The organism is Streptomyces sp. NPDC058678, assembly GCF_042714835.1.
In the GTDB taxonomy this organism is placed as follows: Bacteria; Actinomycetota; Actinomycetes; order Streptomycetales; family Streptomycetaceae; genus Streptomyces.
Genome location: NZ_JBHXSG010000015.1, coordinates 139,852 through 158,327, shown reverse-complemented (window position 1 = coordinate 158,327; position 18,476 = coordinate 139,852). Strand labels below are relative to the sequence as shown.

Sequence of the window (18,476 nt, the reverse complement as noted above, 5' to 3'; positions counted from 1 at the left end):
GCACCGGCTCAGGCCCGCTGCCGCGGCACCGGCTCAGGCCCGCTGCCGCGGCACCGGCTCACGCCCGCCGCCGTGCCACCGGCTCACGCCCGCCGCCGCGCCACCGGCTCACGCCCGCTGCCCGAACAGTTCCCGCAGCACGTCCTCCATGGTCACCAGACCGGTCAGCCGCCCGTCCGCGCCCAGCACCGCCGCCAGGTGCGTACGACTGCCCCGCATCGCCGTGAGGACGTCGTCCAGCGGCGTGCTCTCCCGGATCCGGGCGATGGGCCGCATGTCCCTCTGCTGGAAGGGCAGGTCGCGCGGAATCTTGTCCAGCGCGTCCTTCACGTGCAGGTAGCCGGTGATCCGGCGCCCCTCGTCCACCACGGGGAAGCGGGAGTAGCCGGTCTCGGCCGACAGCATCTCCAGCCGCTCGGGCGTGACGCCCAGGTACACGTACGCGACGCGGTCCAGCGGGAGCACGACGTCCCGCACGGGCCGGCGCCCCAGCTCCAGCGCGTCGTGCAGCCGCTCCCGGGCACGGTCGTCGATCAGACCCGCCTCGCCGGAGTCCCGGACGATCCGCGCCAGCTCGGCGTCCGAGAAGGTGGCCGTGACCTCGTCCTTGACCTCGACCTTGAGCAGCTTCAGCAGGGCGTTGGCGAAGGCGTTGACCGTGAAGATCACCGGGCGCAGCGCCCGGGACAGGGCGACCAGCGGCGGGCCGAGCAGCAGCGCGCTGCGCACCGGCTCGGCGAGCGCGATGTTCTTCGGCACCATCTCGCCGAGGAGCATGTGCAGATAGGTCGCCAGGGTCAGCGCGATCACGAAGGAGACCGCGTGTCCGGCGCTCGTGGGCACGCCCATCGCGTGGAACGCCGGCTCCAGCAGATGCGCGATGGCCGGTTCGGCGACCACACCCAGCACCAGCGTGCACAGCGTGATGCCGAGTTGTGCGGCGGCCATCAGCGCGGACACGTGGCGCAGCCCCCACAGCACGCTCTTCGCGCGCCGGTCGCCCTGGTCGGCGTGGGGCTCGATCTGGCTGCGGCGCACGGAGATCAGGGCGAACTCGGCGCCCACGAAGAAGGCGTTGACGACAAGGGTCGCCAGACCGATCAGCAACTGGACGGCGGTCACGCGCCTTCCACCTCCGTCATCTCGTCATTGAGCGGCGCGTGCAGCAGCAGGCGGGCGGCCCGGCGGCCGGACGCGTCCACCACGTCCAGCAGCCAGCCCGCGACCTCGATGCGGTCACCGACGGCGGGGATGCGGCCGAGGTCCGTCGCGACGAGTCCGGCCAGGGTCTCGTACGGTCCCTCGGGGGCCCGCAGGCCGACGCGGGCGAGCTGGTCGGTGCGGGCGGAGCCGTCCGCGGAGTACAGGGTGCGGCCGTCGTCGTCGGTGCCGGCCGGGGCCAGGTCGGGCGTCTCGTGCGGGTCGTGCTCGTCCCGTACCTCGCCGACGACCTCCTCGACGATGTCCTCCAGCGTGGCCACGCCCGCCGTACCGCCGTACTCGTCGATGACCACGGCCATCGTGCGCTTGCCGGCGAGCCGGTCCAGGAGCCGGTCGACGGTGAGGGACTCCGGGACCAGGAGCGGCTCGCGCATGAGCTCGGAGACGGGGACGCGGGGGCGGCGGTCGGCGGGAATCGCCAGGACGTCCTTGATGTGCGCGGTGCCCACGACCGAGTCGAGACTGCCGCGGTAGACGGGGAACCGGGACAGTCCCGTCGCCCTGGTCGCGTTCGCCACGTCCTCGCAGGTGGCCTGCGCGTCCAGGGCGATGACCTGTACGCGCGGTGTCATCACGTTCTCCGCTGTCAGGTCGGCGAGGTTCAGCGTCCGTACGAACAGCTCGGCGGTGTCCGGCTCCAGGGCGCCCTCGCGGGCGGAGTACCGGGCCAGCGCCGCCAGCTCCTGCGGACCGCGCGCGGAGGCCAGTTCCTCGGCGGGCTCCAGGCCGAAGAGGCGCACCGCGCGGTTGGCGGTGTTGTTGAGGTGGGTGATGAAGGGGCGGAAGGCCGCGCTGAACCAGCGCTGCGCGTTGCCCACCCGCTTGGCCACGGCCAGCGGCGAGGAGATCGCCCAGTTCTTCGGGACCAGCTCCCCGACGACCATCAGGAAGACCGTCGACAGGGCGGTGCCGAGCACCAGGGCGAGCGAGCTCGCCGTGGAGCGCGAGATGCCCATGGATTCCAGCGGGCCCGCGATCAGCGCGGCGATCGACGGCTCGGAGAGCATGCCGACCACCAGGTTGGTGACCGTGATGCCGAGCTGTGCGCCGGAGAGCTGGAAGGTCAGGCTCCGGACGGCCTTCAGGGCCCCGGCCGCGCCTCGCTCGCCGCGCTCGGCGGCGCGCTCCAGTTCGCCGCGCTCGACGGTGGTCAGCGAGAACTCGGCGGCGACGAAGGCGCCACAGGCCAGCGAGAGCAGGATCGCCACCAGCAGCAGGAGCACTTCTGTCATCGGGTCACCTCCGTCCCATGGTCGGACAGGGCAGGGAGGATCGCGCGATGTCGCGTACTGGGAGGCTCGCCCATGGGCGGACGCTCACACCTTTCATGGAGGACCGAGTGGCCCACCAAGGGTAAAGGATGGGCAAAAGAGTGCGATCGAGGTGTCCGGTCCTAGTCCGTGAGGGGCTTCACCCAGCGCCGCCACTGCTCCTCGGGCGCGTACCCGGCGGCCCGCCACGCGTGGTGCGCGGTCTCGTTGCGGGTCAGCACCATCGCGTCCCCGCGGCGCCCGCCGAGCCCTACGAACCGGTCCTCGGCGGCCGTGAGCAGGGCGCCGCCGATGCCCCGGCGGCGGCGGTCCGGGTGTACCGCGAGCCGGTACAGATGGCAGCGCCAGCCGTCGAAGCCCGCGATCACCGTGCCGACCAGCTCCCCGTCGAGCTCGGCCAGGATCAGTGCCTCGGGGTCGCGGGCGACCAGCCGCTCCACGCCGCCCCGGTCGTCGCTGATGCTCGTCCCCTCGGCGGCCACCTTCCAGAAGGCCAGCACGGTGTCGAGGTCGTCGGGCGTCGCGGCCCGTATCCGCAGATCGGTCATACGGCAATCCCATCACGCCCGCCGGACCGGGACGCGGAATTCCAGGATCCGGACGATTACCGGCCCTGCATGGAGGCGATCACCGGCGCGAACGCCTCCATGCAGGGCTCCAGCACGGTCAGATACGAGAACCCGTACCGCTCGCGTTGCGCCAGCACCTTCGCGGTGATCTCCTCCAGGGTGCCGGCGAGCACGAGGGGTAGTTCCAGCGCCCGCGCCGCGGTCAGGTCCGGTACCCGCTCCACGAGGGGCCGGACGGCGGCCTCCGGGTCGCCGGTGATCGCCACCAGCTGGACGAGAAGGTTCCGCTCGGCCGGCTCCGCCCGCCCTTTCGTCAGGTCCTGGTACCGGGCCACGCGCTCGTCGAGTTCCTCGGGCGTGATCGGCAGCAGTTTGCCCGCCTGGTTCCCTGGCACCGGGCGCGCTCCGGTGAAGGCCGCGATGTCGGCGTGCTCGGCGGCGAGCCGCAGCATGCGGTCGCCGTTGCCGCCGACCATGAGCGGCACGCGGTCCTGCGCCGGCTGTGGCACGGGGGTCCCCCCGCTCGAGCGAAGTCGAGCGTGGGGGAGCTCCGGGGAGCCGAGCAGGCGCTCCAACTCCTTGATCGTGCGCTGCAGATGGTCGACCCGCTCGCCCGGCGAGCCGTACGGCAGCCCGGCCGTGTCGTGCTCGGCCTGTACGTATCCCGTGCCGAGGCCGAGCTCCAGCCGCCCACCGGTCAGCGCGTCGGTCGTGGCGACCTCGCGCGCCAGCAACGCGGGGTTCCAGAAACCGGCGTTGAGCACGAACGTGCCCAGCCGTGGCCGCTCGGTCGCCTCCGCCGCCGCGACCAGGGCCGGGAAGGGCGCGACCATGCCGAGATGGTCGGGGACCAGGATCACGTCGTAGCCGAGCTCCTCGGCCCGGCGGCACTTGGCACGCCACTCCTCGGCGGGCGCGGGGACGATCATGCTGGCACCGAAGCGGAACGGACGGGACATGAACTCTCCTCAGGGGCAAGCGACTTGAGTACCCGCCGTGATTCCCTCACTCGTGCGCGATGGCCGCCAGCACGTTCATGCGGGAGGCACGAAGCGCGGGCAGCAGCGCCGCCACGACCCCCACCACCGCCGAGCCGACCACGACCGCGACGATCGTGCCCCAGGGGATCGCGAGCGCGTTCATGCCCTGCAACGCCAGGACCTGCTGGGTGCACACGCCCCACACCAGCCCCAGGGCGAGCCCCAGCACCGCGCCGAACACCGCGATCACCACCGACTCCAGCCGGATCATCCGGCGCAGCTGTCGCCGGGCGAGCCCGATGGCCCGCAGCAGCCCGATCTCCCGGGTCCGTTCAACGACCGACAGGGCAAGGGTGTTGACCACGCCGAGGACTGCGATGACGATCGCGAGCCCCAGCAGCGCGTACACGAGGTAGAGCAGCACGGCGATCTGGTCGTGGACGAGTTCCTTGTAGTCGGCCAGGTCGCGCACCTGCACCTGCGGGTACGGGTCGAGTGTCCGCTCGAGGCCCGCACGCAGGTCGTCGGCGCTCGTCCCGGAGGCCGCGTTCACGTACAGCGTGGAGTCCTGCGCGCCCGGTGCGAACTTCTCCAGCGTGGCCAGGCCGAAGTACAGACCGCCCTGCGTGCCGAACCCCTCGGCGGCGTCCTGGTCGGTGAGGGCGCCCACGGTCAGTTCCGTGGTGCGTCCGCCCTGGAACTCGACGGGGATCGCGCTGCCGATCCGCACGCCGTGGTCGCGCGCGAAGTCCTGGTCCATGGCGAACCGGCCGTCCGCGAGCGCCGCCGCGGTGTCGCCCTGCGCGTAGGTGATGTTGGCGACCTCGTCGAGCTGCGGGTCGTAGGCCGCCGCGGTCGTCTCGACCCGGTCGCCGTCCGGCAGCCGTACGGCGATCGGTGTGAACCGCGACCGTACGACGAGCCCCACGCCCTCCGTGTCCCGCACCGCGTCCGTGACCTCCCGGGGGAAGGGCAGGAAGTTGCCGTTCTGCACGACGAAGTCGGCGCCCAGCGTCTCGTCGATCTGCTGGTCGAAGGACTCGCTCATGGAGGCGCTCGCCACCGACATCCCACCGACCAGGGCCAGGCCCACCATGAGCGCGGCCGCGGTGGCACCGGTGCGGCGGGGGTTGCGCAGGGCGTTGCGCTGGCTCATCCGGCCGACGGGCCCGAACAGCGCCGGGAAGGCGCCGCCGAGCACCCGGATCACCGGCCGTACCAGCAGCGGGCCCGCGATCACGGTGGCGAGGAGGGTGAGGATGATGCCGACGCCCAGCAGGGAGGCCGCCGAACCGGTCTCGGACGCGGTGACGCAGCCGACGAGCGCGGCCGCGCCGAGCGCCCCGACGACACCGCCCACGATCGCCCGCGTCCGGAGCGGCCGACCGATGCCGGCGATCTCGGCGTCCGCGAGGGCCGCCATCGGTGAGACCCCCGCCGCGCGCCGGGCCGGGAGGTAGGCCGCGACGAAGGTGACGCCGACGCCGACGACGTACGCCGCGACCGGCGTGCTCCAGCCGATCTGCATCTCGCTGGCTTTGATGTTCATGCCGAGCGCGTTCATCAGCTCGATCAGCCCGGCCGCGAGCCCGATGCCGGTGGCCAGGCCCAGCGTGGAGCCGACCAGGCCGAGCAGCATGGCCTCGGTGAGGACGGAGCGGCGGACCTGGCGCCGGTCGGCGCCCAGCGCGCGCAGCAGGCCCAGCTCGCGGGTGCGCTGGGCGATCAGCATCGAGAAGGTGTTGACGATGAGGAAGACGCCGACCAGCACGGCGATGCCGGCGAAGCCGAGCATGACGTACTTGATGATGTCGAGGAATCCGCCGAGCTGTTCGACGTCCGACTCGGCCTGCTCGTCGGCGGTCCGGTAGTCGTAGGTGCCGGTGCCGAGCGCGGCGGCCACGCGCTGCTTCAGCTGGTCGTCGCTGACGCCGTCGGCGGCGTCGACCGAGATGCTGGTGGCGGCCTTCGCGTCGCCCAGCAGCTTCTCCCGCGCGGTCTCGGGGTCGAGGAAGAGCAGCGCGGCTCCGGGGTTGGTGGTGGTGAAGGTGGCGATGCCGACGACCTCGACCTTGAAGGAGCCCGGGCCCGCGATCACGGTGAGCGTGTCGCCGATCCGCACGTCCTTGCGGTCGGCGGTCTCCGAGTCGAGCATCGCCTCGGCCGGTCCGCGCGGGGCGTGGCCGGAGGTGAGTTCCACCGGGCTGCGCTCGTCCGGGTTCCAGTCGGTGCCGATGGTGGGGGCCCCGGTGGTCGGGCCGACGGTCTCGTTCTCGTCGTCGACGACGGTGATGTTCTCGGCCTCGGCGTCCGAACGCGCGGCGGCGACCCCGTCGATTCGGGCCACCCGGGCCGCGAGCTCGGCGGGCAGGGTGGCCGTCCTGCCGGACGGCACCGCCTCGTCGAGGTTCTCCTTCGGACTGACGGTGACGTCGGGCGCGGTCGAGGCGAACAGCCGGTCGAAGGTCCGGCTGAGCGTGTCGGAGAAGATCAGGCTGCCCGCGACGAACGCCACGGACAGGACGACCGCCAGAGCGGAGAGGAGCAGCCGCCCCTTGTGGGCGAGGAAGCTGCGGAGCGTCGCCTTCAGCACGGGATCAGTCCTTGTCGAGGGTGACGTCGGACGAGGTGCCCCCGTCCTCGGCGCTGAACGGGGCCCGGCTCACGTCGAAGCGTTTCATGCGCTCCAGGACCCCCTCCGCCGTCGGCCGCTCCATCTCGTCCACGATCCGCCCGTCCCCGAGGAAGAGCACCAGGTCGGAGTGGGCGGCCGCGCCCGGATCGTGGGTCACCATCACGACGGTCTGCCCGAGCTGGTCGACGGCCTCCCGCAGGAACCCGAGGACTTCGAGGCCCGCCCGCGAGTCGAGGTTGCCGGTCGGCTCGTCCGCGAAGATCAGCTCGGGCCGGGAGGCGAGCGCCCGCGCGCACGCGACGCGCTGCTGCTGGCCGCCCGAGAGCTGGGACGGCCGGTGTTTGAGCCGGTCCCGCAGCCCGAGCGTGTCGATGACCTGGTCCAGCCACTTCTCGTCGGGCTTCTTGCCCGCGATGTCCATGGGCAGGGTGATGTTCTCGGCCGCGTTCAGTGTCGGAATGAGGTTGAACGACTGGAACATGAACCCGATCCGGTCCCGGCGCAGGCGGGTCAGCTCGCGGTCCTTCAAGCCCGTGATCTCGGTGTCGCCGAGCCATACCTGTCCGGCCGAGACGGTGTCGAGCCCGGCCAGGCAGTGCATCATCGTGGACTTCCCGGAGCCGGACGGGCCCATGACCGCGGTGAACCGGCCGCGCGCGATGTCCACGTCCACCGAGTCCAGGGCCAGCACGGTCGTCTCGCCCGAGCCGTACGCCTTGGTCAGGCCGCGGGCGCGGGCGGCGATCCCGTCGGCCGGGGCCTGTCCCGGCACGTGCTGAGCAGCGGGTGTGGACAAGGCTGTCTCCTCCTCCTGGTCGCTCCTGGCGGTCGCGCACTGGTCGTCCCGGCCGAGGGTAGTGTGATCCGGCCCACACCCGGTATCCCTCGTGGGGCCGAGTCGCCCTCCGCCCCAGGTCGGGTCCCTGATACCGGTGTAAGGGGCACCTTCCGCACTCGGGCGCGGCGTGGGCACTCTTGCGGGTGCTAGCACCACGGCGCTAGCTTCGAAGCATGGCCAAGACCCAGCTGAACGTGCGAGTCGACGAGGGCACCGCCCGCGCCGCCCGCGAACGCGCCCATGCCCGCGGCGTGAGCGTCAACCGCTACATCGAGGAACTGGTCAGACAGGACACCGGCGAGGTCGGCCACACCTTCGTGGAAGCCGCCGCCGACTTCATGAAGCAGTACGAGTCCGTGTTCGCCGAGGAGTTCGACGGGGGTACCCCCGCTCGGGTGAAGGCGACAGCGGGAGACGAACACGAGGGCTCTGACGAAGGTCGCCGCTGATCCCTTGAGCGACCTCCGGATCGACCTCGCCTGGCTCCTCATGGTCGTCGAACACAAGATCCCGGGCGATCCTCAGATCACCGACTGGGGCGCACTCGTCGCCGCCGTCGCCCGCCACGAGGCGGAGATCTTCGACATCCCCGTCTACGACAGCCCGCACGCGCGTGCCGCCGCACTGCTCCAGCTGCTCATCCACGTCCCGGCCCTGGAGCGCTCCAACGCCCTCTTCGCCTGCGCCGTCGCGTACGCCTATCTCGTCGCCGGCGGCCTCAAGGTCGTCACCTCGCCCGAGCAGGTGAGGGAACTGGCCCGGCTGGTCAAGAGCGGCGAGGCGTCCGTGTACGACATCGCCCAGGAACTGCGCCGGTGGACCCTGTGATCACGGCTCCTCGAGCGCGGGGCGCCACGCGGTGCCGAGGACGCAGTACGAGGTGGGCAGCCGCGGGCCCTTCTCGGGCATCGACATCCGCCGGTAGGGGCCGAGTTCGAACCCGGCGTCGCGCAGTGCGCCGACCGGGTCCCGGGCGACGTGGCAGCCGCCGCTCAGTGGCGGCCACAGTGTGCGGTCCAGCGCGCGCTGGGTGAGGGTCATCGCCCGGCCGCCGCCCCTGCCGTGCTCGAAGAACCGCACCTCGCCGCCGGGCCGCAGCACCCGCCGTATCTCACCGAGGGCCCGCGGCACGTCCCGCACACTGCACAGCACCAGCGAGACCACCGCCGCGTCGAAGGCCTCGCTCTTGACCGGCAGCGCCTCCGCCGCGCCCGGCACCACGTCGACGGGCACCTCGGAGCGCAGGGCGGACTCCACGGCCAACTTCCGCAGCACGCGCTCCGGTTCCATGGCCACGACCTCGGAGACGGTGCCCGGGTAGTGCGCGAAGTTCAGGCCGTTGCCCGCGCCGATCTCGATGACCCGCCCGGACAGCCCGGCCAGCAGCCGCTCGCGCACCCCGGCCATGCCCATCCTGGTCTCGGCGCTCACACTGACCCGGGCGTAACACCGGGCGAACAGCGGGTGGTGGACGGGATCACGGGACACCCTGCCGGATCGCGCGGATCGCAGCGGCATGGCAACCTCCCTGGCAGGCGGGCCTCACCAGGATTGTCCCCCGTACGGGCCCGCCGCACCCCCGCGAGTTCACTCCGTCCGTCTCACTGGACGAAGTTCCGCACCTGCTGGTAGACGCCGTAGTCGTTGTTCATCTCGTTGTGCGAGACGCAGCCGACCTCGACGTTCGTCGCGCCGCTGAGGATCGCGCTGGTGTCCGGGGTGAGCGCGTCGTCGCAGTTCGACCAGTAACTGGCGTAGGAGACGCTGCCCGGCGTCTCGTCGCCGGAGTTGAGGGCGGCGAGGAAGGAACTGCCGGTCTTCAGCTCGGTGCACGACGTGTAGAGCCACGAGCACCACCCGGCGACGCTCGTGCCGTGGTTCACACCGGCGGCCGAGACGAAGTCGTCGACGTACGCCGTCCCACCGAGGTTCTTGAGGTAGTAGCGGGAGCTGAGCGCGCCCATGGAGTGCACGACCAGGTCGACCTTCGTGGCACCCGTCCTCGCGAGCACGTTCTTGACCTGGGTCGCGAGCTGCTGAGCGGTGGAGGCGTTGGACTTGGTCCAGTCGTACGACCAGGTGGTGAGTTCCGCGGACGTGTAGCCGTCGGCCTTGAAGTCGGCGATCCAGTCGTCCCAACTGCTCGCCGAACTGCTCAAGCCGTGCACGAAGACGATCGGGTTGTGGGTCGCTCCCTCGGCGGGAGTCGCGGCGAGCGTGAGGGACGCGAGGAGCGATGCGGTCACGGCGGACAGAACCATGGCGATGCGAGGCTTACGGCGCATGATGCCTCCTGGAGCGGGTGGGGGTGCCAGGAGTGTCCGGTGGGGTCCTCGCGCGCCGCATCGGCGAGATCGCCGGTCTTTACGTGTGAATTAACTCGCCAGTAACGTCAAGGGTGTGGTGACACCGGTAAACCCCCCGCCGCTCGACCGCACTTCGCCACCGCGACTCACGGACACGTGCAAGCGGTCCGCTCCCGCGCTCCCCGAAGGTGTCCGCGTACGGGTGCTGCGTGCCGTGTACGGCGATCCGCGCGCCGCCGCCGAACTCATGCCGCGGCTCACCGAACGGCAGTCGGCCGGCTTGGACCCGCTGCCGACGGAACCGGCCGAACTGGCCCCCACGCTGCTGCGCGCACACCGCGCTCGGATCCAGTCGCTGCCCGACGACACCCGCCTGCTCCTGCTCCTCGCGGCGGCGGACCAGTACCCGCTCCCGACCCATGCCTTCCTGCGCGCCGTCACGGCCGCCCGCCTCGACACCCGGCCGCTGGAGGCAGCAGAGGCGGCCGGGGTCGCGCAGGCGACGGCGGGCGGGGTCGTCTTCCGCGACGCGTGGACGATGATCGCCGCGTACGAGACCGGCTCCCCGGCGGACCGGCGTGAAGCCCACCGGCTGTTGGCCCGTGTGCTGTGCGGCGACGGCGAGACGCCCGGCCGGTCCTGGCACCGGGGCGCGGGCGCACTCGGCCCCAGTGCCCGGCTCGCGGCGGAACTCGGGGCCGCGGCGCGCCAGGCGCACGACGCGGGCCTCCTCACCACGGCCCGGGCCCTCGCCGAACGCGCGGCCGCACTCAGCCCTGATGCCCGCGACCAGTCCCGTCTGCTCGCCCTCGCGGCCGCCTGCGCCTGGCAGTCCGGCGACGGCGACCGCGCCCGCCGCCTTGCCGCCGCCGGCCCCGAGGAGGCCCTGACCGGCGTCCTCGCCCTGCGGGCGGGCAACGCGTCCGAGGCCTTCGACGCGTTGCTGGGGGCGGCGGTGCTGCGGGGGTCCGAGGCAGGTGAGGGCGGGGGCGAACACCCGGAGGTCCCGTCCGGCGGGGCCGAAGGTGCGGACGCGCGGGGCGAGTCGAGCCGCACGCCGTCCGCATCGGCGGCACATGGCGGGCAGGAGCACGGGGCGCGGGCCACACGGGTCCCCACCGACCACCCGTCCACCGGGGCTCACGCCCCGGACACCGCGGCTCACGCTGCCGTGCCCCCGGTGCCGGCTGCGGGGTTTGCAACTCCGCGTGTTGCGGGGGGAGTCGGTGCGGGGGCCGTAGGTCCGCCTGTCCCGGATGGAGCGGGTGCGGGCGCCGCAGCTCTGCCCGTCCCGGACGGAGTGCGTGCCGGCTCTGTGGTTCCGCGTGTCTCGGGCGGGGCGGGTGTGGGCTCCGCAGATCCGCGCGTCCCGGACGGAGCGGGTGCGGGATCCGCAACCCCGCCCGCCCCTCACGGAGCCGGCGCGGGCGCCGCAGCTCTGCCCGTCCCGGACGGAGTGCGTGCGGGCTCTGTGGTTCCGCGTGTCTCGGGCGGGGCGGGTGTGGGCTCGGAAGCTCCGCCTGTTCCGGGACGAGCCGGCGCGGGCACCGCAGCCCCGCGCGTCCCCCACGGAGCCGGCGTGGGCACCGCGGCCCCGCCCGTCCCGGATGGAGCCGACGCGGCGGACGGCGCCCCCGACCTCGTCACCGCTTACCCCTTCGCCCCTGGTCCGGCCGCCCGTCTCCTCGCCCGCGCCACCGAAGCCGCCATCTACACCGGCGACCTGCGCCGCTGCCGGGAGGCGGCCCGTGCCGCCGACCGGTTGGGGATCGTGGCCCCCGGCACGCTCGGAGCACTCGCCGCCGCCTTCGACGGGCGGTACGAGGATGCGCGGGACCTGCTGATGGCGGCGGCCGGGCGGTGCGGTCCCGGCGGGGACCCCACCCTGCTGATGCACGCCGGTATCGCCGCGCTGCTGCTCGGTGACCACACCGGGGCCGCCACCGCCACCCTCCGCGCGGCCGCCTCGGCCCGGGCGCGGGGCGCGACGGCCACCGTCGTGCAGGCGATGGAGTTCCGGGCGTACGCCGACTTCTGGACAGGGCGCCCCCGCGCCGGGGAAGCCGCCGCAGCGGAAGCGCTGGGGCAGGCGTACGCCACCGGCCAGGACAACGGCGCGTGCCATCTGCAGGCCGCGCTCGCCATGTTCGCGGCGATCACCGGCGACGCGGACGTCTGCCGCGAACGCGCCGCCACCGCACGGTCGTACGCCCTCGCCCGCGGCCTCGGCCTGCCCGCCGCCCTCGCCCAGTGGGCGCTCGCCTACCTCGACCTCAGCAGTGGTCGCTTCGCCGCGGCGGCGGCCCGGCTGCGCGCCCTCGCCGGATTCGGGCCCGGCCACGGCCACCGCGCCATCCGGCACCTGGCCACCCCGCACTACGTGGAGGCCGCCGTACGCACCGGCGACACCCGGGTGGCCCGGGCCGCCCACGCCGACTACCACCGTTGGGCGAGCGCCGTGCTCAGCCCCGACGACCTGGCCCTCAGTGCCCGCTGCCGTGCCCTGCTGGTGCCGGGCGAGGAGGCCGTGGAGCACTATCGCGAGGCGCTGGAACTGCACTCCCACGGCACCCGGGACTTCGAACGCGCCCGCACGGAACTGTTGTTCGGCAGCGCGCTGCGCCGCCTGCGCCGCCGTACCGAGGCACGCGACCGCCTCCACAGCGCCCTGGAGGCGTTCGACTCCTTCGGCGCGCCGCACTGCGCGGCCCAGGCCCGCACCGAACTCCGCGCCCTGGGCGCGCCGAGTCCACCCGCATCCACCGCGCCCGACGGCCTCACCACCCGCCTGACCGCCCAGCAGCTCCTGGTCGCCAGGATGGCCGCCGAGGGCGCCACCAACCGCGAGATCGCCGACCGCCTCGCGCTCAGCCCGCGCACGATCGACCACCATCTACGGGGAGTCTTCACCCGACTGGACATCCGCTCCCGCATCGAACTGGTGAGGCTCCTCGGCGAAGTCGGCGACTAGGGAGCCTCCCGTTCGCGGAACGCCTGCGCGTCCCACGTCCCGTCCAGCCGCGGCGCCAGCCAGGTCGGCGCGGCGGTGCGGAAGGCGGCGGGAGCCAGGGACCCGGCCCCGGCGGGCACGGCCCCCAGCAGCGGTGCGCCGGACACGTCCGGCAGGTCCGCCAGGTTGCAACGCGAGGCGAGATCCGGTGCGTCGGGCCAGCTGCCGATCACGACGCCCGCCAGGTCGAGCCCGCGGTTGCGCAGTTCACGGGCCGTCAACTCCGTGGTGTTGAGCGTGCCCAGACCCGCCGACGCCACCAGCAGCACCGGCGCGGCCAGCAGCCCGGCCGCGTCCGCCAGCGTCCCGCCCGTCGCGTCGAACCGGACGAGCAGTCCGCCCGCGCCCTCGACCAGCACCAGCTCGTGCTCGGCGGCCAGCTTGGCGGCGGCCTCGGCGACCTCGTGCGGACGCACCGGCGCCCGCCCGGCCCGCCGCGCCGCCGTGGCCGGCGCCAACGGCTCGGGATACCGGGCGACTTCGTCGGCCCTCACGGCACCCGCGAGCCGCGCCACCTCGGCGGCGTCCCCGGGCTCGTCCGGCCCCAGGCCCGTCTGCGCGGCCTTGAGCACGGCCACCGTCCGTCCGGCCGCCAGCGCCGCCGCGGCGACGGCGGCGGTCGCCACCGTCTTGCCGACCTCCGTGCCCGTGCCCGTGATCACCAGTACCGGCATGTCACACTCCCGCTCATCCTTCGCGCGCCGCCGCGCACACCGCGCGCGCGATCCGTGCCACGTCCCCGTCGCCGGTGACGTACGGCGGCATCGTGTAGACGAGGTCGCGGAACGGCCGCAGCCACACTCCCTCGCGCACGGCGGCTTCCGTGGCCGCCTTCATGTCCACGGCGTGGTCGAGCTGCACGACCCCGATGGCGCCGAGGACGCGGACGTCCTTCACGCCCGGCGTCTCGAGAGCAGGCGCCAGTCCCTCCCGCAGCCCCGCCTCGATCCGCTTGACCTCCGCGAGCCAGTCCTGGCCCAGCAGCAGCTCGATCGAGGCACAGGCGACCGAGGCCGCGAGCGGGTTGCCCATGAAGGTGGGGCCGTGGGCGAGCACCGGGACCTCGCCCCTCGAGATGCCGTCGGCCACCTCCGAGGTGCACAGCGTCGCCGCCATCGTCAGATAACCGCCGGTCAGCGCCTTGCCCACGCACATCACGTCCGGTGTCACCGCCGCGTGCCCGGCCGCGAACAGCGCGCCCGTGCGGCCGAACCCCGTCGCGATCTCGTCGAACACCAGCAGTACGCCGTGCGCGTCGCACGCCTCGCGCAGCACCCGCAGATACGCGGGGGAGTGGAACCGCATTCCGCCCGCGCCCTGGACCACCGGCTCGACGATCACCGCGGCCAGCTCGTCGGCGTGCCGCTCGATCAGGGCGCGCAGCTGGTCGGCGTACGACTCCTCGAACTCCACGGGCGGCGGGTCCGCGAACACCTGGCGCTGGAGCAGCCCGGACCACAGCCCGTGCATCCCGCCCTCGGGGTCGCACACCGACATCGGCTGCCAGGTGTCGCCGTGGTAGCCGCCGCGCCAGGTCAGCAGGCGTTGCTTGGAAGGCCGTCCCAGCGAGCGCCAGTACTGCAGGCACATCTTGACCGCGACCTCGACCGACACCGACCCGGAATCGGCGAGGAAGACATGTTCCAGACCGGCGGGCGACATGTCGACAAGGAGCTTCGCGAGCCGTACGGCGGGCTCGTGGGTGAGCCCGCCGAACATCACGTGACTCATCCGCCCGAGCTGCTCGCGCGCGGCCTCGTTGAGCACCGGGTGGTTGTAGCCGTGGATCGCCGACCACCAGGACGACATGCCGTCGACGAGCTCGCCCGAGCCGTCCGCCATCGTCAGGCGTACCCCGCTCGCCGACTCCACGACGAGCGGTTCCTGCCGGCCGGGCATCGGACCGTACGGATGCCAGACGTGCCGCCGGTCCAGCTCCAGCAGTTGGGGGACGGTCAGGTCAGGCATTGGGCGCGAGGTCCGTTCCGGCGCCTCGGCGGCGTACGGCGACCAGGTCCGTACGGGCCTCGCCCGCCGGCGCGGCGGCCGGAGCGGAACCGCACGCACCGCCACCCTCCTGGGACCCGCACCCGGTGGCCTCCTCGGAGCCGCAACCGCCCCTGCGGTGCTCCGGCAGCGTCACCTGGTCGGTGCCCTCCACCTCGAACCCGGCGTCCGCGATCATGTCCAGGTCGGCCTTGCCGGCCTGGCCCTCACTGGTGAGGTAGTCGCCCAGGAAGATCGAGTTGGCCAGGTGCAGGGCGAGCGGCTGCATGGTCCGCAGATGGACCTCACGGCCGCCCGCGATACGCACCTCGACGTCCGGGCAGACGAACCGGACCATCGCCAGGATCCTGAGGCAGCGCTGCGGGGTGAGGTTCCACTCCTTGGCCAGCGGCGTGCCCTCGAACGGGATCAGGAAGTTGACCGGCACCGAGTCCGCGTCCAGCTCACGCAGTGAGAAGACCACGTCGATCAGGTCCTCGTCGCGCTCGCCCATGCCGGCGATCAGCCCGGAGCAGGCGGACAGCCCGGCCGCGTGGGCCTTCTGCACGGTGTCCACCCGGTCGGCGTACGTGTGCGTGGTCGTGATGTCCCCGTACGTCTCCTCGGACGTGTTCAGGTTGTGGTTGTAGGCGTCCGCGCCCGCTTCGCGCAGCCGCTCGGCCTGTCCGTCGGAGAGCAGACCGAGGCAGGCGCACACCTCGACGCCCTCGTTCTGGTCCTTGATCGTCTTGATGGTGTCGGAGACCCGGTCCACGTCCCGGTCGGTGGGACCGCGTCCGCTGGCCACCAGGCACACCCGCTTGGCGCCTCCGGCCAACCCGGCCGCCGCGGCCTTCGAGGCGTCGTCGGGCTTGAGCCAGGTGTACTTGAGGATGCCGGCGGTGGAGCCGAGCCGCTGGGAGCAGTAGGAACAGTCCTCCGGGCACAGGCCCGACTTGAGGTTGACGAGGTAGTTGAGTTTCACCCGTCGGCCGAACCAGTGCCGGCGTACCTTGCCGGCCGCGGCCACCACATCGAGCAGGTCGTCGTCGGAAGTGGCGAGGACGGCCAGCGCCTCCTCGCGGGTCGGCAGCTCGCGCCGAAGCCCCTTGTCCACCAGCGTGTTCAGCAGGTCCATGAGAGCCGATCCTGTCTTACGGAGGCGCCCCGGGCCAAGGAGAGTTCGGACAACAGAGGCGCTTCGACGTGTGGGTATTGCCACATCATGGGTGCCTGGTCGCCCCGCTAGTGTCTGTGCACTGCCTACAAATCGCTGGCAGTGCCTACACATTCCCTGGAGGGCCGATGGCGTTCGCCTGGATCGACGAGCAGGCGGAGCTGCGCCGCCGCGCCGGACTCGTACGGACGCTGCGCCCCCGCCCCTCCGACTCACCGCTCCTGGACCTGGCGAGCAACGACTACCTGGGCCTGGCGCGGCACCGGGAGGTCACCGAGGGCGCCGCGCGGGCCGCGCGGACCTGGGGCGGCGGCTCGACCGGATCCCGGCTCGTCACCGGCACCACGGAACTCCACCACGAGCTGGAACAGGAACTGGCCGACTTCTGCGGCTTCGAGGCGGCCCTGGTGTTCTCCTCCGGGTACGCGGCCAACCTCGCCGCGGTCACCGCGCTGGCCCCGCACGGCTCGCTGATCGTCTCCGACGCCGGCAACCACGCCTCACTGATCGACGGCTGCCGCCTGGCCCGCGGCACCACCCAGGTCGTCGCGCACGCCGACCCGGACGCCGTACGCAAGGCGCTGAGGACGCACGAGGGCCCCGCCGTCGTCGTGTCCGACACGGTCTTCTCCGTCGACGGCGACGCGGCCCCGCTGGCCGGGCTCGCCGAGGCGTGCCGGGAGCGCGGCGCGGGACTGGTGGTCGACGACGCCCACGGCCTCGGCGTCCTCGGTGAAGGCGGCCGCGGCGCCCCGCACGCGGCGGGGCTCGCGGGCGCCGACGACGTCGTCGTGACGGTCACGCTGTCCAAGTCGCTCGGCAGCCAGGGCGGTGCCGTCCTCGGCCCCGCCCGGGTGATCGACCACCTGGTCAACGCGGCCCGGACCTTCATCTTCGACACCGGCCTCGCCCCCGCGGCGGTGGGCGCGGCCCTGGCGGCCCTGCGTCTGCTGCGCCGCGAGCCTCAGCGGGCGGCGCGGGCCCGCGCGGTCGCCGCCGACCTGCACGCACGCCTGAGCGCCGCGGGTCTGGAGGCGGTACGTCCGGACGCCGCGGTCGTCTCCGTGCGCGCACCGTCCCCGGAGGGGGCCGTGCGCTGGGCGGCCGACTGTCGTGAGCGAGGGCTGGCCGTGGGCTGCTTTCGTCCTCCTTCCGTGCCTGACGGCATCTCCCGGCTGCGGCTGACCGCCCGTGCGGACCTCTCCGACGGGCAGATCGAACGCGCTGTACGGGTGATCGGCGAGACGCGACCGTGAGTCGGCGTGGCACGGCCGTGCGTCGCGCCCGGGCGGAAACGGTCAGATGTGGTGCACCTCGGCCGTGAAACCCGCCCAGCTCTCGGGGGAGAAGAGCAGCGCGGGTCCGGCCGGGTTCTTCGAGTCGCGCACGGCGAGCAGTCCGGCCGAGCGCCCGGCCACGAGCCGGGCGGTCTCGACGCAGTTGTTCGCTCCCGTGCTGTAACTGCTGCGCAGCCACCGCAGGCCGTGCAGATCGGTGGGAGAAGTTACGTGCCGAGGCAGTACGGACATGGTGCCTCCTTACGCGCCGTCACCTGTCGCGGCGATGTAGTCCAACGAGTCCTTGGGCGAAAGGGCGTGGAACTGAAGGGCGTTGAAGGCCTCCGTGTAGGCCTGGAGGTCTTCTTTCCGTTCGAGGTAGAGGCTACTCGTCAAGTGGTCGAGAACAACCACATCCAGATCAGATGTGCGCGAAAATGAGAAGATAACGAAAGGCCCGGTGACGCCGATGTGCGCTCCGGCCGCGAACGGCAGTACCTGCAACCGCACTTGGGGCAGGCGCGCGGCCTCGACCAGCCGCGCCAGCTGCCGCGCCATGATGCCGGGGCCGCCGACCTCCCGCCGCAGCACCGCCTCGTCCAGGACGGCGCTCAACTCCAGGGGCGGATGCGAACGCAGCACGTCCTGCCGGGCCAGGCGCACCTCGACCAGGGCGTCCAACTTCTCGTCGTCCAGCCCGTCCACCGCGGCCTTCGTCACCGCGCGCGCGTACTCCGCTGTCTGCAACAGCCCGGGCACCACCGTGGTCTCCAGCGTGCGCATCGCGCCGGCCTGCGACTCCAGGCTGATGAAGTCCCGGTAGGTCGGCGGCAGTACGCCTCGGTACGCGTGCCACCAGTGGTGCCGGCCGCCGCTCTCGTCGGAGCCCGCCAACGCCAGCAGCAACTCTCGCGGTTGCGAGTCGTGCACCCCGTAGGCGTCGAGGAGTAACCGCACATCGGCCGGTTTCACCCCGCTCGCGCCGGTCTCGATCCGGCTCACCTTCGACTGGTGCCAGCCCACCAGCCGGGCCGCCTCACCGCTGGTGAGCCCCGCACCGGTGCGCAGCGCACGCAGTTCGGCGCCCAGCTTTCGGCGGCGCACCGCGGGACCGTGCTGCATGGGCTACTCCTTACTCCAACCGAGGCACCCAAATACGGTCTGTCGTCGCAGAGTTCACCGCTTCGAGCGACAGATATATGCATA

The 18,476-nt window shown here is 72.7% G+C and carries 17 protein-coding genes; 4 read left to right on the top strand and 13 right to left on the bottom strand.

Annotated features, from left to right (window positions below):
* Positions 1–108: 108 nt before the first annotated feature.
* The 6 genes from ACFWWR_RS16765 to ACFWWR_RS16740 all read right to left on the bottom strand — a co-directional run bounded on the left by ACFWWR_RS16765 (position 109) and on the right by ACFWWR_RS16740 (position 7,472).
* Positions 109–1,122: a hemolysin family protein gene (locus ACFWWR_RS16765; RefSeq protein ID WP_383867099.1), complete on the bottom strand. Its 1,014-nt coding sequence runs from the start codon at positions 1,120–1,122 to the stop codon at positions 109–111.
* A complete protein-coding gene (locus tag ACFWWR_RS16760) occupies positions 1,119–2,453 on the bottom strand; it encodes a hemolysin family protein (RefSeq protein WP_383867097.1) in 1,335 nt (444 codons plus the stop codon). Before ACFWWR_RS16760 ends, ACFWWR_RS16765 begins: the two co-directional genes overlap by 4 nt.
* Before the next feature lie 161 nt (positions 2,454–2,614).
* Positions 2,615–3,040, bottom strand: coding sequence for a GNAT family N-acetyltransferase (locus tag ACFWWR_RS16755; RefSeq protein WP_383867095.1), 426 nt, complete (start codon positions 3,038–3,040; stop codon positions 2,615–2,617).
* Positions 3,041–3,096: 56 nt separating this feature from the next.
* On the bottom strand, positions 3,097–4,020 hold the full coding sequence (locus ACFWWR_RS16750) for an LLM class F420-dependent oxidoreductase (RefSeq protein ID WP_384303889.1): 924 nt from the start codon (positions 4,018–4,020) through the stop codon (positions 3,097–3,099).
* A 46-nt stretch (positions 4,021–4,066) separates the two neighbouring features.
* A complete protein-coding gene (locus ACFWWR_RS16745) occupies positions 4,067–6,634 on the bottom strand; it encodes an ABC transporter permease (protein ID WP_384303886.1) in 2,568 nt (855 codons plus the stop codon).
* Positions 6,635–6,638: 4 nt separating this feature from the next.
* Entirely contained in the window at positions 6,639–7,472 is an 834-nt protein-coding gene (locus tag ACFWWR_RS16740; RefSeq protein WP_384303883.1) for an ABC transporter ATP-binding protein, read from the bottom strand.
* Between the two features lie 215 nt (positions 7,473–7,687).
* Between ACFWWR_RS16740 and ACFWWR_RS16735 the strand changes: the two genes are divergently transcribed.
* On the top strand, positions 7,688–7,963 hold the full coding sequence (locus tag ACFWWR_RS16735; RefSeq protein WP_383867088.1) for a toxin-antitoxin system HicB family antitoxin: 276 nt from the start codon (positions 7,688–7,690) through the stop codon (positions 7,961–7,963).
* A gap of 4 nt (positions 7,964–7,967) precedes the next feature.
* Entirely contained in the window at positions 7,968–8,342 is a 375-nt protein-coding gene (locus ACFWWR_RS16730; RefSeq protein ID WP_384303880.1) for a fic family toxin-antitoxin system, toxin component, read from the top strand.
* Here ACFWWR_RS16730 and ACFWWR_RS16725 read toward each other — a convergent pair whose 3' ends face one another.
* Both ACFWWR_RS16725 and ACFWWR_RS16720 read right to left on the bottom strand, forming a co-directional pair.
* Positions 8,343–9,032, bottom strand: coding sequence for a class I SAM-dependent methyltransferase (locus tag ACFWWR_RS16725; RefSeq protein WP_384303877.1), 690 nt, complete (start codon positions 9,030–9,032; stop codon positions 8,343–8,345).
* 83 nt (positions 9,033–9,115) lie between these two features.
* Entirely contained in the window at positions 9,116–9,802 is a 687-nt protein-coding gene (locus ACFWWR_RS16720; RefSeq protein WP_383867182.1) for an esterase/lipase family protein, read from the bottom strand.
* Between the two features lie 220 nt (positions 9,803–10,022).
* Between ACFWWR_RS16720 and ACFWWR_RS16715 the strand changes: the two genes are divergently transcribed.
* Positions 10,023–12,791, top strand: a complete 2,769-nt coding sequence (locus ACFWWR_RS16715) for a LuxR C-terminal-related transcriptional regulator (protein ID WP_384303874.1) — start codon at positions 10,023–10,025, stop codon at positions 12,789–12,791.
* Here the strand turns inward: ACFWWR_RS16715 and bioD are convergent.
* The 3 genes from bioD to bioB are packed head-to-tail and all read right to left on the bottom strand — an operon-like array spanning position 12,788 to position 15,954.
* A complete protein-coding gene (gene bioD / locus ACFWWR_RS16710; RefSeq protein ID WP_383867082.1) occupies positions 12,788–13,504 on the bottom strand; it encodes a dethiobiotin synthase in 717 nt (238 codons plus the stop codon). The genes ACFWWR_RS16715 and bioD overlap by 4 nt on opposite strands.
* A gap of 13 nt (positions 13,505–13,517) precedes the next feature.
* The gene (locus ACFWWR_RS16705; protein WP_383867080.1) at positions 13,518–14,798 is read right to left on the bottom strand and encodes an adenosylmethionine--8-amino-7-oxononanoate transaminase; all 1,281 of its coding nucleotides are present in this window, start codon (positions 14,796–14,798) and stop codon (positions 13,518–13,520) included.
* The gene (gene bioB, locus ACFWWR_RS16700) at positions 14,791–15,954 is read right to left on the bottom strand and encodes a biotin synthase BioB (protein ID WP_384303871.1); all 1,164 of its coding nucleotides are present in this window, start codon (positions 15,952–15,954) and stop codon (positions 14,791–14,793) included. Before bioB ends, ACFWWR_RS16705 begins: the two co-directional genes overlap by 8 nt.
* A 167-nt stretch (positions 15,955–16,121) precedes the next feature.
* Between bioB and ACFWWR_RS16695 the strand changes: the two genes are divergently transcribed.
* Positions 16,122–17,249 carry an 8-amino-7-oxononanoate synthase gene (locus ACFWWR_RS16695; protein WP_383867076.1) on the top strand — a complete coding sequence of 376 codons (1,128 nt, stop codon included), beginning with the start codon at positions 16,122–16,124 and terminating at the stop codon, positions 17,247–17,249.
* Positions 17,250–17,291: 42 nt separating this feature from the next.
* Here ACFWWR_RS16695 and ACFWWR_RS16690 read toward each other — a convergent pair whose 3' ends face one another.
* Together ACFWWR_RS16690 and ACFWWR_RS16685 are read right to left on the bottom strand one after the other, a co-directional pair.
* Positions 17,292–17,522: a DUF397 domain-containing protein gene (locus ACFWWR_RS16690; RefSeq protein ID WP_383867074.1), complete on the bottom strand. Its 231-nt coding sequence runs from the start codon at positions 17,520–17,522 to the stop codon at positions 17,292–17,294.
* A gap of 9 nt (positions 17,523–17,531) precedes the next feature.
* Positions 17,532–18,392, bottom strand: coding sequence for a helix-turn-helix domain-containing protein (locus ACFWWR_RS16685; RefSeq protein WP_383867072.1), 861 nt, complete (start codon positions 18,390–18,392; stop codon positions 17,532–17,534).
* Positions 18,393–18,476 lie beyond the last annotated feature (84 nt).

Bases quoted from the DNA above. Each gene is read 5' to 3' on its own strand.
- ACFWWR_RS16705 (WP_383867080.1), bottom strand. From the start codon at position 14,798: ATGCCTGACCTGACCGTCCCCCAACTGCTGGAGCTGGACCGGCGGCAC.
- ACFWWR_RS16750 (WP_384303889.1), bottom strand. From the start codon at position 4,020: ATGTCCCGTCCGTTCCGCTTCGGTGCCAGCATGATCGTCCCCGCGCCC.
- ACFWWR_RS16735 (WP_383867088.1), top strand. From the start codon at position 7,688: ATGGCCAAGACCCAGCTGAACGTGCGAGTCGACGAGGGCACCGCCCGC.
- ACFWWR_RS16695 (WP_383867076.1), top strand. From the start codon at position 16,122: ATGGCGTTCGCCTGGATCGACGAGCAGGCGGAGCTGCGCCGCCGCGCC.
- ACFWWR_RS16760 (WP_383867097.1), bottom strand. From the start codon at position 2,453: ATGACAGAAGTGCTCCTGCTGCTGGTGGCGATCCTGCTCTCGCTGGCC.
- ACFWWR_RS16690 (WP_383867074.1), bottom strand. From the start codon at position 17,522: ATGTCCGTACTGCCTCGGCACGTAACTTCTCCCACCGATCTGCACGGC.
- ACFWWR_RS16755 (WP_383867095.1), bottom strand. From the start codon at position 3,040: ATGACCGATCTGCGGATACGGGCCGCGACGCCCGACGACCTCGACACC.
- bioB (WP_384303871.1), bottom strand. From the start codon at position 15,954: ATGGACCTGCTGAACACGCTGGTGGACAAGGGGCTTCGGCGCGAGCTG.
- ACFWWR_RS16725 (WP_384303877.1), bottom strand. From the start codon at position 9,032: ATGCCGCTGCGATCCGCGCGATCCGGCAGGGTGTCCCGTGATCCCGTC.
- ACFWWR_RS16685 (WP_383867072.1), bottom strand. From the start codon at position 18,392: ATGCAGCACGGTCCCGCGGTGCGCCGCCGAAAGCTGGGCGCCGAACTG.
- bioD (WP_383867082.1), bottom strand. From the start codon at position 13,504: ATGCCGGTACTGGTGATCACGGGCACGGGCACGGAGGTCGGCAAGACG.